The sequence below is a fragment of the Deefgea salmonis genome (assembly GCF_020531905.1).
GTDB classification, from domain to species: domain Bacteria; phylum Pseudomonadota; class Gammaproteobacteria; order Burkholderiales; family Chitinibacteraceae; genus Deefgea; species Deefgea salmonis.
In genome coordinates this window covers 409634-424692 of record NZ_JAJAWG010000001.1, presented here as the reverse complement: position 1 = coordinate 424692, position 15059 = coordinate 409634, and the positions used below count along the sequence as shown (strand labels likewise).

The window sequence follows — 15059 nt, the reverse complement described above, 5'->3', positions numbered from 1 at the left end:
TCCATGTTTATGGGGCGGGATTGATTAACTAACCTGCTGGTGTATTCCACACTAGCTAATGGAATTTTCCACTAAATATGACTATTGATACTATGGAAAGCTTTGCCGCCCTATTTGAGGAAAGCTTAACCCGTCAAGAAATGCGTTCGGGTGAAGTGATTACTGCTGAAGTGGTCGGTATCGACAACAACTTCGTAACTGTGAATGCAGGTTTGAAGTCTGAATCGCTGATCCCGTTGGAAGAGTTCAAAAACGACAACGGCGAAATCGACGTTAAGATCGGTGATTTTGTTCCTGTTGCGATCGACAGCCTTGAAAATGGTTACGGCGAAACTAAGCTTTCTCGCGAAAAGGCCAAGCGCCTCGCGTCTTGGATCGAGTTGGAAGACTGCCTCGAACGCGGCGAGATCATGTCTGGCGTTATTTCTGGCAAAGTAAAAGGCGGTTTGACTGTTATGGTCAACGGCTTGCGCGCTTTCTTGCCAGGTTCATTGGTTGACATTCGTCCGGTTAAAGACACTACCCCGTACGAAGGCAAAATGGTTGAGTTTAAAGTTATTAAACTTGATCGCAAACGCAACAACGTCGTTGTTTCACGTCGTGCAGTCCTTGAAGACTCACTGGGTGAAGAGCGTCAGAAATTGCTAGAAACCTTGAAAGAAGGTTCGATTGTTAAGGGTATCGTTAAAAATATCACTGACTACGGCGCGTTCGTTGATCTTGGCGGTATTGATGGCTTGCTCCACATTACTGACTTGGCATGGCGTCGTGTTAAACACCCATCTGAAGTATTGGCAGTGGGTGATGAACTTGAAGCTAAGGTTCTTAAGTTTGACCAAGACAAAAACCGTGTTTCTCTTGGCTTGAAACAATTGGGCGAAGATCCATGGGTGGGTCTGTCACGTCGTTACCCATCGGGCACTCGCATGTTCGGTAAAGTAACTAACTTGACTGACTATGGTTCATTCGTTGAAATCGAACAAGGCATTGAAGGTCTGGTTCACGTTTCTGAAATGGATTGGACTAACAAGAACGTTCACCCATCTAAAGTTGTTTCTTTAGGTGATGAAGTTGAAGTGATGATCTTGGATATCGACGAAGACAAACGTCGTATCAGCCTCGGCATGAAACAATGCATGGCTAATCCATGGGATGATTTCGCAGAAAACTTCAAGAAAGGCGACAAACTGAAAGGCGCGATCAAATCGATCACTGACTTCGGTGTGTTTGTTGGCTTGGCTGGTGGTATCGACGGTCTGGTTCACTTGTCTGACTTGTCTTGGCACGTTGCTGGTGAAGAAGCGGTTCGCAACTTCAAGAAAGGCGACGAAGTTGAAGCCATGGTTCTTTCTATTGATGTTGAAAAAGAGCGCATCAGCCTCGGCATCAAACAAATGGAAGGCGATCCATTCAACAACTACGTTTCTACGTCAGACAAAGGCGCGATCGTTAAGGGTACTGTTAAATCACTCGACGCTAAAGGTGCAACAATTGCATTGTCGGATGATGTAGAAGGCTACTTGCGTTCGACTGAAGTTTCGCGTGACCGTGTTGAAGATATCCGCACCGTTCTGAAAGAAGGCGACGAAGTTGAAGCTGTCATCATCAATGTTGACCGCAAAAACCGTTCGATCAACTTGTCGATCAAAGCGAAAGATCAAGCCGAGCAAAGCGAAGCAATGAGCAAAATTTCGGCAGCGGATGACAGTGCCGGCATGACAAGTCTTGGCGCATTGTTGAAAGCAAAATTGTCAGGCTCTGCTGAGTAAAGGTATTTGCTAGAATGACCAAATCAGAACTCATTGCGAAACTTGCTGCTCGTTATCCGCAGTTAGTAGCAAAAGACGCAGAGTTAGCCGTAAAAACGATACTTGATGCGATGGCACGCAGCCTTTCGCAAGGCCAACGTATCGAAATTCGTGGATTTGGCAGCTTTGACCTGAACTATCGCCCGCCAAGGACTGGACGAAACCCAAAATCGGGCACGAAAGTGTCCGTTCCGGAGAAGTTTGTTCCGCACTTTAAAGCGGGCAAAGAGTTACGAGAGCGCGTTGATATTGATGCGTAATTCCTAATTCATTGCGACATAAAAAAGGCGACACTTTCGAGTGTCGCCTTTTTGTTAGGTACTTAAACCAAAAAAACAATGCGTAATTAAGCTACAATGTCGAAAACAGGAGGGTTAATATAATGAGATATTTATTATGGGCAGTTAAATTTACAGCCTTTGTGATGCTATTTGGATTTGCAATGCATAATGCAAATCCAGTGACATTGAATTTTTTCTTTAATTATGTTTGGCATGCGCCACTGGCATTGATTTTATTAGTCTTTTTTGTTTCTGGCGCTGTAATTGGTCTTTTAGCCAGCTTAGGTCAGGTTATTCGCTTGCGACGCGAGTTAGTCGCGATACGTAAAGAAAAACGTCAGCCTATAAATAGCAGCACTGTCTTATCTCCTTCAGTTGCAATTGAACCGCCACGTGATGCCCTTTAATTTTTAAAGTGTTTATAAATGATTGAAATCCAATTTTGGTGGTTAGCCATCCTACCTATTTTCTTTGGTGCAGGGTGGTTAGCCGCTCGCGTCGACATTAAGCACGTTATTGCCGAAAGTCACTCTTTGCCGATCGCTTATTTCAAAGCGGTTAATCATTTATTAGCCGGAGAAATGAATAAAGCCATTGATATCTATATAGAGATCGCAAAGAATCATTCAGAAACAATTGAGCTCCAAGTTACATTAGGCCAGTTATTTCGTCGACGCGGAGAACTTGAACGCGCAATTCGCATGCACCAAAAAATCTTAGCTCGTCGGGATTTAAGTGCATCACAAAGACAGCAATCTCAACTTGACTTAGCGATTGATTTTATTAAATCAGGATTGTTTGATCGGGCAGAAAAAATTCTGCATGATTTATCAAATACGGACTCTGCACGTTTAGCACGCGTAGAATTATTAGCGATTTATCAGCAAGAGCATGAATGGCAAAAAGCCATTGCAACGGCGGAGTTACTCCGTGATGAAAGCAATAGTTTTCAGCATGAAATTGCCCAGTTTTATTGTGAACTGGCATCAGAAAGTTTGATTCGAAATCAGCATGCAAAAGCGATTGACGAACTGAATCTTGCATTGAAAGAGCACCGGCATAGCGCTCGAGCACGCTTAATGCTGGGTGAAATTGCGCTTTCAGAAGCGCGGCCAGATGAAGCAATTGAACATTGGCTCAAAATGCCAGCGCAAGACATTCATTATTTGGCTCTAGCTGCAAGACATCTTATTGCCGCATACCATAGTAAAAATCAACTTGATGATGGTATTGCCTTATTAATTCGCTACGTTCAGCAGTACCCCGAATTAGACGTAGTCGATCTGATCTATGAGCAATTATTAGCGACTGTAGGTATTGATGCGGCCTATGATTTTGTTCGCGAACGTTTACGTGAACATCCAAGTATGCCAGGCCTAAAAAAATTATTAGATGCTCATTTATTGGTGGCACCAGCAGACCAGAAATCAGAACTTGAGGTCATCGGCAAGCTGCTGCACGATAACACCCGAAGCTATAGCATGTATTACTGCAGTGAATGTGGCTTTAAAACACGACAATTTTTTTGGCATTGCCCTGGTTGTAATCAGTGGGAAACATACGCCCCCGTGCGAGGGAAAAGTCGTTCAGTTGTGTAATTGGTTGTATTGGTACTTATTAGATATAAAGCTTGATAGGAATAATTATGAATTTTGATCCACGTGTTATTGTCGCTCTCGATTTTTCAAGTGCTGCTGCAGCCTTAGCTTTTGCTGATCGCGTCAATCCAAGCTTGTGCCGACTCAAAGTCGGCAAGGAATTGTTTACCGCATCGGGGCCAGCCTTAGTTGAACAGCTGGTTGCTCGTGGGTTCGATGTATTTTTAGATTTGAAATTTCACGACATTCCACACACGGTTGCTCAGGCCTGCAAAGTTGCCGCAAGTTTAGGTGTATGGATGGTCAATGTACATGCATCTGGCGGTCGTAAAATGTTAGAAACGACAAGAGATGCACTTGAGGCGCTACCACAACGGCCACTATTAATTGCCGTCACGGTTTTGACCAGCATGGGCGCTGAAGAATTAGCTGAAATGGGCTTGCCAGCGCCAGCCACACAAGTTGAACGCCTTGCTAAGTTAGCACAGTCCTGCGGTCTAGATGGTGTGGTGTGTTCGGCACAAGAGGCTCGCCAGCTAAAACAAATTTGTGGCACTGACTTTAAGCTGGTTACGCCCGGCATTCGCCCTGTGGGTAGTGATAGTCATGACCAAACACGGATCATGACCCCAAAATCAGCGATGCAAGCAGGCTCAGACTACTTAGTGATTGGGCGTCCAATTACTCAAAGTACGGATCCGATTCTGACTTTGCAGCAAATTAACGCAGAGTTGGCTTAATGTATGCAAACGTTGATTGAACGAATTAAAGCAGCCAAGGTGCTAGTCGTTGGCGATGTCATGCTAGATCGTTATTGGTTCGGTGATGTTGAACGAATATCACCAGAAGCGCCAGTGCCCGTTGCGCGCATCACCAAAACGGATGAACGAGCTGGTGGTGCGGCGAATGTCGCGCGCAATGTTGTCGCGCTAGGCGGAAAAGCAAAATTACTATCGGTCGTTGGGGATGATGAGGCAGGAACTAGTCTTGAACGACTATTGATTGCACAAGGCGTGGAAACCGTATTGCATCGTGATACTGAAATCTCGACCACGGTTAAATTGCGTGTATTGGCCAGACAGCAGCAATTACTTCGCATCGACTTTGAAAACAGTCCTAGCCATCAAGTTTTAGCGGCTAAACTCGATGATTTTAAAGCTTCATTGCTTGACTGCGACGTCGTTATTTTATCGGACTACGGCAAAGGCAGTTTGGTGCATGTGCAGCAAATGATTTTAGCTGCGAGAGCGATGAATAAGCCCGTGTTAGTAGACCCTAAAGGGGATGAATATGAGGCATATCGTGGCGCGACACTACTGACACCCAATCGCAGTGAGTTCAAACAAGTCGCGGGAAAGTGGAGTAGTGAAACCGATTTGATCGAAAAAGCCAATCAATTGCGAATGACATTTGATCTCGATGCTTTGCTAGTGACGCGCAGTGAAGAGGGAATGACTTTATTTCGTGAAGGGCAAGTAGTGCATAAACCAACTCAGGCACGAGAGGTATTTGATGTTTCTGGCGCTGGCGACACCGTGATTGCCACGATGGGACTCATGTTGGCGGCGGGTTTGGATTTGCCCGAAGCAATGGATTGGTCAAACCGTGCAGCAGGGATTGTTGTTGCCAAATTAGGAACGGCCGTCGCGACGCACGCAGAGTTATTTAGTTAGTTATGTCTAGGTATTGCTTGCAATGCTTTAACCCTAAAGCGCTTGCAAGCAATACCTCTATTTAGTCCATCGTTTCTACCCGATTTTTCCCTGATTTCTTTGCGATGTACATTGCTTGATCGGCTCGCTCAATAACCGCATCACGAGTATCTTCTGCATGAAACAGCGCCACGCCAGCACTAAAAGTAATTAATACTTTTTCATTGTTATGCGTAAAAAAGCGTCGAGTTAATTCACGCTGCACTCTTTGCATGACTTGCACCCCTGCCTCTAAGTCGGTATCAGGCATCAGCACAATAAATTCTTCACCACCATAACGAGCCACGCTATCGGTTGGGCGCACTAAATCTTTAACGACTTGTACTAAATGCACGAGGGCTCTATCGCCGACGGCATGGCCTTGTGTGTCATTGAGTTTTTTGAAATTGTCGATATCTAATAGAGCGATAGTCAAGGGAGATGCATTACGTACTGCTCTGGCGGCCTCTACTTCATAAGCCTCTTCTAAACCGCGACGATTTAAAGCGCCAGTGAGCTGATCAGAGCGTACTTTATCGCTCAGTGAGCTAAGTTCTTGTTCTAATTCAACTACTCGACTATGGGCTTCATCGGCTTGTTTTCTAGCATTAAATAAATCATCTCGTGAGCGCTGCACATCCAATTGCATGCTACGAGTATCCAGCAACAAGTCTTCCATGACGTGCCGAATACTGGTTAAATCATTTGCGGAGTCTATTTTTTCAGCATATTGATTGATTTTGTCGTGATATTTATCCGTACTTTCTGACATCACGCCCAGTCGATCAATAAAAGAAGTCAGCATGGTTTTAAGTACCGTCTGTGCTTCTACTAGACTGTGCTTGACTTGACTTTGTTTAAATAAGACTTCCTTAAGCCCCATTTCTGCTTCATAGATCACCCGCATATCCAATGGCTGGGCCATGATGTGCTGTACAACTGCAATTTGCCCTCGAACCCAGTCATCATCAACGACAATTGATGCGATATTGTCAGTCAGTAGCCTGAGCAAACCCATTAACCCATCGCATAAACGCTGCTCATTGTCGTTTTCTAACTCAAGTTTTAACCAAAATTTTCTTAGCCGAGGCAGCCATTTTTCCATCGATGCAGGATTATCTACGGCCTTGGCTTCTTGAGCGATGGCACTGGTTTCTGATTGTAATTCAGGATTATGTAGCAAGCGTGCCGATAGTCCGAACTCTAAGGCTTGTGCCAATGCATCGCGCCATTCTTGCCAACGAATGTCGGTATTATCAACGCTGCTGGCGGTATTTTCTACATTTGTAGCCGGTTCGATCATCGAGCCGAGACCCGCAACACCGGTCTCCGCCCAAGAATTAATTAAACCGCTGAGTTTCTCATTTAATACACTGCTGTCGTGTTTAAAATTAAGCAGCACTTTTTCAAGGGCATCTTTTTTTCTACTTGGCGGATATGTAGGATTGCGTAAATCCCACTGTAAAATTAATTCTCGAATCAAGTCAGACCAAGTTTTAGTCAATTCAGTTTGGCCATTCTGACTATGAATCACTCTAAAAATTTGCTCTGGCAGCTCGCCCCATTTTTCAGCGCTAATCGAAGTGCGAATTTGGCTAATTTGCCGACTGAGTGTCGGGGATTGCATGGGCAGCGCCTCAAATGCGGTCACTAGTTCTTTAAATCCTGGGTGTAAGCGAGTATCGTCTGGCGTTTGCGCTATTTCGTGATAAATCGCTTCGTAGTGATCTGGCGAAGGCAAAATACGCCGAATTGCCAGCTGTTTTAGTGTTTCACGAGCGATTTCTGTTGGATTGGTGAGCTTGGTCATTGGTCAATTCTAGCCACGAGAGGTGGAGCTATTATAGTTGACTCACGATGATGCTCTGCAATTAAAACAAGAAAACGCCACGAAAATCGTGGCGTTTTGCATTGCGAGTCCCCATTCAGCTTAAGACAATAAGCCTTTTGGCAAAGAGAAAATCACATTCTCCTCAATCCCATCCATGGCAACGACTGAATCTGCACCAAAGCTTTTGATCTTGGCAATAACCTGTTGCACCAAAACGTCGGGGGCGGAGGCTCCTGCGGTAATGCCCACTCTCATTTTTTGATCAAACCAAGCGGCATTGAGTTCAGTTTCATTGTCCACCATGTAAGCATCAATCCCTAGACTGGTACCCACTTCGCGCAGACGATTCGAGTTTGAGCTATTGGGCGAGCCAACGACAATTAAAATATCCACATCACGTGCTAGTTGCTTGACTGCATCTTGGCGGTTTTGTGTTGCATAGCAAATATCGTCTTTTTTAGGGCCAACAATCTCAGCAAAACGTGCTCGTAATGCTTCAATCACCACTTGAGCATCATCGACTGATAAGGTGGTTTGAGTGACATAGGCCAACTTGCTGGCATCGCTTACTTCTAAATGAGCGACATCGCTAGGCTCTTCGACTAAATACATTCCCGATTGTGCCTGACCCATCGTACCTTCAACTTCTGGGTGACCTTTATGGCCAATCATCACGATTTCAAAACCTTGCTCGCGCAAACGTTTCACTTCCAAATGGACTTTGGTCACTAAAGGGCAGGTTGCATCATAAATATTTAAACCGCGCTCAGCCGCTTCAGCGCGCACCGCTTGCGAAACGCCATGTGCGGAAAAAATAAGCGTATTGCCGCTAGGCACATCACATAAATCTTCGATAAAGATCGCGCCTTTGGCTTTGAGATCTTCAATCACAAATTTATTGTGTACCACCTCATGGCGCACATAAATCGGTGCGCCATATTTTTCTAGTGCTTTCTCAACAATGGCAATCGCACGATCAACGCCAGCGCAAAAACCACGGGGCTGCGCCAAAATGATATTCATACTCATAAGGTTTTCTCAGGTTTTTTAAAGCTATCAATCACCATTAAGACGGCACCGATACAGATTGCGGAGTCTGCGAGATTAAATGCGGGGTAATACCACTGGTTTTTCCAATGAAACAGCAAAAAATCAATCACATGACCAAACACCATACGGTCAATGGCATTCCCTAAAGCGCCGCCCAGAATCAATGCCAAGGCCAGAGCATACCGTGTTTCGGCGTGATGTTTTTTGATTAAAAAAACCAAAACCACCGACACAATCAGTGCTAAGCCAGTAAAAAAGTAGCGCTGCCAGCCGCCAGCATCCGCCAAAAATGAAAAGGCGGCACCGGGGTTATATCTCAGCGTTAAGTCAAAAAAGCCCGGAATGACCGTCAAGATTTCAGCGTACTGAAATGCCGCTTCGGCAGCATGTTTGGTGATTTGATCTAAGGATAAAACCACCAAAGCCAGCAGTATAAATTGCATAAAATGCTTAGGCATGTTGACGCGTCTCTCCGGCACCATGCAAATTGCAATCGCAACGAGTACACAGTGTTGGATGTGCTGCAATCGTACCTACGCTTGGGTGGTAGTGCCAGCAGCGTTCACATTTTTCTGCGGTCGCAGCAGCCACTTCAATCGCCGGCGTGCCGGGCTGAATGTGAGCTTGCGAGGTGATCATGATGAATTTCAGCTCATCGCCCAAAGCGTCAAGGGCTTGAAACACTTCACCTTGTGCATGAATGGTCACTTCAGCTTGTAAGCTTGAGCCAAGAACGCCTTCAGCACGCTGCAATTCGATATCTTTTTGCGCGTTAGCACGCACTTCTCGAATCAAAGCAAAAGCGGCCTGTAAGGTATCGGCTTCATGAATTTCTGGCAATGCTAACCATTCACCCACAAAGACATTACCTTCGTTTTTCAGTGCATCCCACGCCTCATGGGCGGTAAATGACAAGATCGGCGAGAGTAAACGCACCAAAGCTTGTGTGATATACCATAGGGTGGTTTGTGCTGAGCGGCGGCCATGCGAGCCAGCTGCCATCGTATACAGTCGATCTTTAATAATATCGAGGTAGAAAGCACCCAATTCATCGGCGCAATAGCGATGAATTTCTTGCACGCCAAGATGAAACTCATACTTGTCATAAAATGATGTCAAATTGTGCTGGAATTTGGCCAACTCAACTAAAGCGTAACGATCTAATGTCAGTAGTTCACTGACTGGCAAACGATCTTGCGGTGTAAAGTCAGATAAATTAGCCAACAAGAAACGCAAGGTATTGCGAACACGGCGATATGAGTCGGTGGTGCGTTTTAAAATCTCATCTGAAATCGACACTTCACCGGAATAATCCGTACTCGCAGTCCATAGGCGCAACATATCGGCGCCCATTTGATTAATCACTTGCTGCGGTGCAACCACATTGCCTTTGGATTTTGACATTTTCATGCCTTTGCCATCGACCACAAAACCATGCGTCAGCAATTGTTTATACGGCGCGTGACCCACTGTGGCACAAGCAGTTTTTAATGACGACTGGAACCAACCACGGTGCTGATCTGAGCCTTCTAAATACAAATCAGCAGCAGGGCGATTTGCGTCGCCATGGTTGAGCTCTTCACGTTGCTCAATTACGGCAAAGTGCGTTGAACCCGAGTCAAACCAAACATCGATGGTGTCTTTGAGTTTTTCATAATGCGCGGCATCATCACCTAGCAATTCAGTCGCATCAAGCTTAAACCAAGCTTCAATGCCTTCTTGTTCAATGCGTTTGGCAACTTCTTCGAGCAACTCAGTCGAGCGTGGATGTAATTCGGCGGTTTCTTTATGAATAAAGAACGTCATCGGCACGCCCCACGTGCGTTGACGTGATACACACCAGTCTGGACTGTTTTTAATCATCGCCTCGAGGCGTGCTCGACCCCAAGCAGGGAAGAACTCGGTGGCATCCACTGCACGATTGGCTTTGTCGCGCAAGGTTTCATTGCCGACTTTTTTATCCATGCCAATAAACCATTGCGTCGTCGCACGGAAAATCAGCGGTGTTTTGTGACGCCAGCAATGCGGATAGCTATGCTCGAGTTTTTTGTTAGCCAGCAGTGCGCCGCGCTCTTCGAGCAAAGCAACCACCTTAGGATTGGCCTTCCACACGGTTTCACCCGCAAAGAATTCTGTTGTAGAGACATAACGACCATCGTTTGCCACTGGATTGTCGACCGCTAATTTATATTTAAGACCGACTTGGTAGTCTTCTAGGCCGTGCGCTGGCGCAGTATGTACTAGGCCCGTACCGGCATCAGCGGTTACATGCTCACCGCAGATGATCGGCACTTGGCGGGCTAAAAATGGATGCTGCAATAACAGGCCATTGAGCGCATCACCTTTGGCTTGCGCAATGACTTCATTGGCGTCAATGTCGTAGCGTTTTAATGCAGCTTCTGCCAACTCACGCACTAAGATCAGCAAGCCTTTTTCAGTGGCAATCAAATCGTAAGTGAATTCTGGGTGCACCGAAACGGCTTGATTGGCTGGCAAAGTCCACGGCGTTGTGGTCCAAATCACGGCGCTCGCGGTTTGTTCGCCCACATTGACGCCACCAAAGGCAGCAGACAGGGCCGCCATATCGACCACTTGGAAGGCCACATCAATCGCTGCTGAAACTTTGTCTTCGTATTCAACTTCAGCTTCAGCCAAGGCCGAGCCGCAGTCGACACACCAATGCACAGGCTTTTGGCCTTTGACCAAATAACCATTGTGATGAATTTTGCCCATTGTGCGCACAATGTCGGCTTCAGTTTTGAAATTCATCGTCAGATACGGATTTTGCCAATCAGCAAGCACGCCCAAACGGATAAAATCAACTTTTTGTCGTTCAATTTGAATGGCCGCATATTCACGGCACAATTCGCGAATAAACGAGCTTGGCAAATGGATTTCTTTTTCATCCAAGCCATTGGCTTTACGATACGCCACAATTTGCGCATGAATTGCCGGATTGGCTTTAATGGCTTCTTTATCCGATTTTACCAATTTTTCAATTTGATGCTCAATTGGCATGCCATGGCAATCCCAACCCGGAACGTAAGGCGTATCAAAACCGCTGAGTGATTTGGATTTTAAAATAATATCTTTTAAGATTTTATTCATTGCATGGCCAATATGAATATCGCCATTGGCGTAGGGCGGGCCATCATGCAAAATAAATTTCGGACGGTTTTGTTCTTTCGCCGCTAAACGCAGCTGCTGGTAGATTTTGGCATCTTCCCATTGTTTTAAAAAGCCGGGTTCGCGTTTAGCTAAATCGCCACGCATTGGAAACGGCGTATCCAATAAATTAACTGGATATTTGTTAGCAGGTTTATTGCTCATAGTCGTCTCTTTGTACTCAATGGGTTAACGCGCGGCGAACCAGGCGCGGGCTTGATCGCAATCTTTTTGAATCTGAGCGATCAGCGTATCAAAATCAGGGTATTTTTCTTCGTCGCGCAATTTGGCAAGGAAGTTAACACGTAAATGCTGGCGGTAAATGTCGCGATTAAAGTCAAACAAATGGACTTCTAGTTTGGGTTTGATATCACCGCCATGAATCGTTGGCCGAAACCCAAGGCTGGCAACGCCTTGATAGGTGCGCTCTAAGCCTAAAACTTCAACGATAAAAATACCGAACAATGGCGGTTTATTGTGCTTGAGTTGGATATTGGCCGTTGGAAAGCCAAATTCACGACCTAAACGATCGCCGCCCACCACTCGGCCCGCAATCGAATACGGTCGTCCAAGCAGTTTGGCGGCATGCGTCATCTCTCCCGAATGGAGTGCCCGACGAACGGCCGTTGATGACACGCGTTCGCCATCTTGCTTCAGTGTTGGCAAGCTATACGTTTCAAAATCGCTCGACGCTGCGAGTAAATTAAAATCACCGCTGCGTTTAGCGCCAAATTGAAAATCATCCCCCACTAAAACCACTTGTGCATTGAGCTGTCGGGCAACGATGCTGTCACGAAAAGTGAGGGCGTCGATACTGGCAAAGGCGCGATTAAAATGCTGCACAATCAGGTAATCAATCCCTGCTTCGCGTAGGAGCTCGATTTTTTCGCGCAAACTGGTTAAACGCGCCGGTGCAGCGTCCGGCGTAAATAACTCACGCGGGTGCGGTTCGAACGTCATGACTGCACTCACCAGATGGCGCGCTTGTGCCTCAGCTTTTAGCCGCGCCAACATGGCACTATGTCCACAATGCAGGCCGTCAAAATTGCCAATCGTGAGTGCAGAACGAGGAAGTGGGGTGTGCGGTGTGCCGCGTAATACTTGCATTGAGCGTATCGTGGCCGCGCTGGGCGGCAAATCATCAAACCTAAGATTCTAACGCCTCGCGTGAAAATTGTCAGAATAACCTTTGGCTTACTGGCCCATTATCACGATCGCGCCTTGCTGTGCAGTGCCACTGATGATTTTGTTTTTATCCAGACGTATTCGCACCGGTTGCCCTTCAGCTGCCGCATTCATCGCAATACCCTCATTGGTGATCTCAATGCCGTCTTGCCGATAAATAATCTTTACTTTTTGATTTTGCAACACAACCATCGAAGCCCGAAGTTGCTCTTGGCGCAGCGCTTGTCCCGCCGAAACCGGACTATTGAGTGTTCGCCCTAAAATCGACGTTGGGTCCAAAAACACCGAGCCCGGCAATACGCCAAGATCACCTTGTTGCATCGCAATATCACCGACATCCAGGATTTGATTGGCCGCTAACGGTCGAGCTGCGACCGCATAGCTAACAGTAATGCTAATTTTGGTTGGTAAATTAAAGCTCCAATTGGCGCCATCTACACATTTAACCCGCAGCATGGTATTACCCAGCAAGCGATAACCGGCAGGCAGGCTGATCTCACGGCGCTCGCATGCCGCCAATTTGAGCCGTGCATCGACTGGGCGTACTTCAAACGAAGCCATGCCGGGGCTATTGGCTAATTCAGCATTGAGCCATTGATTGACTTCATGAGTAATGACTTTCAAGTCTTGGCCACTGGTAGCCGCCAAGAGCGGCGCAACCAGACCCGAAAGCAGAGCAAAGCTAGAGATTAAGATTTTTCGCATTCGCAAATTATAGTCGCATCGTATGCCTTAGCCTACAATCGTTGTTTTCTTGGGATTGGGACGCGCCACATTATGCTTGAACTGTTGTTTGGAGTGACAACCCTGGTGGTTTTATTGGCGGGTATTTTGGTGGTGAGTCGCTTACATCAACTGGCAAACGCCCAGCGTGAGGTACTCGACACCTTAAGCCAAGATTTAGAGCACAAGCACCGTGAGATGCTCAATGACTTACATCAAGGGATGAGTAAACAAACCGAATCAATGCAACAAGGACTGATTCAGCACGGTAGCTTACTCAATGAAACCGTCAATCGTTCTAGCGAGCGCTTACGTGACAGCATGAGTGAGTCATTTGAGCGTTTGCGTAACGGCGTTAATCATGAAATGAAAGACAGCCGTGAAACCATTGTGCGAATGCAAACGGTGCAAAGCGAAGCGTTATCCACCTTGCGACTGACCTTGGTGGCCAGCCTTGGCGAATCTCGAGAACAAATGCTCAAGCAACTCAGTGATATTTCGGCGGCATTGCAAGGCAAGCAAGATGCCTTACGCGAAGACATGCTGCTCAAACTGTCCAGCATGCTGGCCGAACAATCCAAACGCGAAATGGAACAACTGCAGGCGGCCCTGCTGCAATCGAGCCAAACACTGACCGCCAGCGTAGGAGAACTCACCAAGGCGACCGATTTACGCTTGGCTGAAATTTCAGGCAAAGTCACTGAGCGCCTAGATGAAGGCTTTAAAAAAACCAATGAAACTTTTGCCAATGTAATGGCGCGCCTGGCAACGATTGATGAGGCGCAAAAGAAAATCGATGGCTTGACCACCAATGTAGTGAGCTTGCAAGAACTACTGGGCGACAAACGCTCGCGTGGCGCTTTTGGTGAGGTTCAGCTGGATCATTTGGTCAGCAATGTCCTGCCGGCACAAACCTATGAACTACAAGCCACACTGCCGGGCGGTGTTCGAGTGGATTGCCTATTAAAACTACCCGAACCCACCGGAACGATTGCGGTGGATTCTAAATTTCCATTAGAAAACTATCACCGGATGTTTGGCAGCGACATGGACAAGTTAACCGCAACGCGGTTTTTTAAAGCGGACGTTAAAAAACATGTGGATGACATTGCCAATAAATACATCATTCCAAACGTGACTGCCGACGGCGCAGTGATGTTTATTCCGGCAGAGGCGGTGTTTGCTGAAATTCACGCTTACCACCCTGAATTGGTCGAGTATGCGATGAAGCGCCGCGTGTGGATTGTATCGCCAACCACGTTGATGGCCGTGCTCAATACCGCGCGCGCGGTGATCAAAGATGTTGAAACGCGCAAACAAGTACACATCATTAAAGACGCGCTAGGCAAGCTGGGGCAAGAGTTTGGCCGCTTTGATAAACGGATGAAAAACCTCGCCACGCATATTCGTCAAGCCCATGAAGACGCGCTTGAAGTGAGCATTACCAGTGAAAAAATCTCCCGCCAGTTTGTCAATATTGAGCAAGTGCGCCTTGAAGGCGAGGGCGCACCCGTGCTGGCTGCGGTTGAAGCGGAATGAACCATTGGGCGGTAGTCTCACGGCAGAAATCACACAAATTGTCACTTTGCGTGTTTCTTTCTTGATGAGAAACCGTTTTGTTGGGGAATATCCCGAGGCGCGTTGCTTGCTGCGCTCAAAAACTGCAAAGCATGCTTTATTTTGCCAAGGGTCGTTTTAATGGCGTTTATTTATAAATCAAATAATAT

13 protein-coding genes are annotated in these 15059 nt (G+C 46.5%); 7 read left to right on the top strand and 6 right to left on the bottom strand.

Going from position 1 to position 15059, the window contains the following annotated elements:
* The first annotated feature begins 77 nt into the window (after nucleotides 1-77).
* The 6 genes from rpsA to rfaE1 all read left to right on the top strand — a co-directional run bounded on the left by rpsA (nucleotide 78) and on the right by rfaE1 (nucleotide 5360).
* Nucleotides 78-1769: a 30S ribosomal protein S1 gene (gene rpsA / locus LG219_RS01835; RefSeq protein ID WP_226762843.1), complete on the top strand. Its 1692-nt coding sequence runs from the start codon at nucleotides 78-80 to the stop codon at nucleotides 1767-1769.
* 14 nt (nucleotides 1770-1783) lie between these two features.
* Nucleotides 1784-2068: an integration host factor subunit beta gene (locus tag LG219_RS01830; RefSeq protein ID WP_173534136.1), complete on the top strand. Its 285-nt coding sequence runs from the start codon at nucleotides 1784-1786 to the stop codon at nucleotides 2066-2068.
* A gap of 122 nt (nucleotides 2069-2190) precedes the next feature.
* Nucleotides 2191-2496, top strand: coding sequence for a LapA family protein (locus LG219_RS01825; RefSeq protein ID WP_226762842.1), 306 nt, complete (start codon nucleotides 2191-2193; stop codon nucleotides 2494-2496).
* Between the two features lie 18 nt (nucleotides 2497-2514).
* A complete protein-coding gene (gene lapB, locus LG219_RS01820; RefSeq protein WP_226762841.1) occupies nucleotides 2515-3687 on the top strand; it encodes a lipopolysaccharide assembly protein LapB in 1173 nt (390 codons plus the stop codon).
* A gap of 47 nt (nucleotides 3688-3734) precedes the next feature.
* Nucleotides 3735-4427 carry an orotidine-5'-phosphate decarboxylase gene (gene pyrF, locus LG219_RS01815; RefSeq protein WP_226762840.1) on the top strand — a complete coding sequence of 231 codons (693 nt, stop codon included), beginning with the start codon at nucleotides 3735-3737 and terminating at the stop codon, nucleotides 4425-4427.
* A gap of 3 nt (nucleotides 4428-4430) precedes the next feature.
* Complete coding sequence (gene rfaE1, locus LG219_RS01810; RefSeq protein WP_226762839.1) at nucleotides 4431-5360, top strand: D-glycero-beta-D-manno-heptose-7-phosphate kinase; 930 nt, start codon at nucleotides 4431-4433, stop codon at nucleotides 5358-5360.
* Between the two features lie 61 nt (nucleotides 5361-5421).
* On the opposite strand, the gene LG219_RS01805 is transcribed toward rfaE1, so the two are convergent.
* The 6 genes from LG219_RS01805 to flgA all read right to left on the bottom strand — a co-directional run bounded on the left by LG219_RS01805 (nucleotide 5422) and on the right by flgA (nucleotide 13314).
* Entirely contained in the window at nucleotides 5422-7188 is a 1767-nt protein-coding gene (locus tag LG219_RS01805) for a GGDEF domain-containing protein (RefSeq protein WP_226762838.1), read from the bottom strand.
* A gap of 120 nt (nucleotides 7189-7308) precedes the next feature.
* Nucleotides 7309-8238: a 4-hydroxy-3-methylbut-2-enyl diphosphate reductase gene (ispH, locus tag LG219_RS01800; RefSeq protein ID WP_226762837.1), complete on the bottom strand. Its 930-nt coding sequence runs from the start codon at nucleotides 8236-8238 to the stop codon at nucleotides 7309-7311.
* Nucleotides 8235-8717: a signal peptidase II gene (gene lspA / locus LG219_RS01795; protein ID WP_226762836.1), complete on the bottom strand. Its 483-nt coding sequence runs from the start codon at nucleotides 8715-8717 to the stop codon at nucleotides 8235-8237. Before lspA ends, ispH begins: the two co-directional genes overlap by 4 nt.
* On the bottom strand, nucleotides 8710-11589 hold the full coding sequence (gene ileS, locus LG219_RS01790; RefSeq protein ID WP_226762835.1) for an isoleucine--tRNA ligase: 2880 nt from the start codon (nucleotides 11587-11589) through the stop codon (nucleotides 8710-8712). Before ileS ends, lspA begins: the two co-directional genes overlap by 8 nt.
* Before the next feature lie 24 nt (nucleotides 11590-11613).
* Complete coding sequence (locus LG219_RS01785) at nucleotides 11614-12531, bottom strand: bifunctional riboflavin kinase/FAD synthetase (RefSeq protein WP_226762834.1); 918 nt, start codon at nucleotides 12529-12531, stop codon at nucleotides 11614-11616.
* 87 nt (nucleotides 12532-12618) lie between these two features.
* Nucleotides 12619-13314 (bottom strand): flagellar basal body P-ring formation chaperone FlgA, encoded by a 696-nt coding sequence (flgA, locus tag LG219_RS01780; RefSeq protein WP_226762833.1) that lies wholly within the window; start codon nucleotides 13312-13314, stop codon nucleotides 12619-12621.
* A gap of 72 nt (nucleotides 13315-13386) precedes the next feature.
* Between flgA and LG219_RS01775 the strand changes: the two genes are divergently transcribed.
* Nucleotides 13387-14871, top strand: coding sequence for a DNA recombination protein RmuC (locus tag LG219_RS01775; protein ID WP_226762832.1), 1485 nt, complete (start codon nucleotides 13387-13389; stop codon nucleotides 14869-14871).
* The last annotated feature ends 188 nt before the right edge of the window (nucleotides 14872-15059 follow it).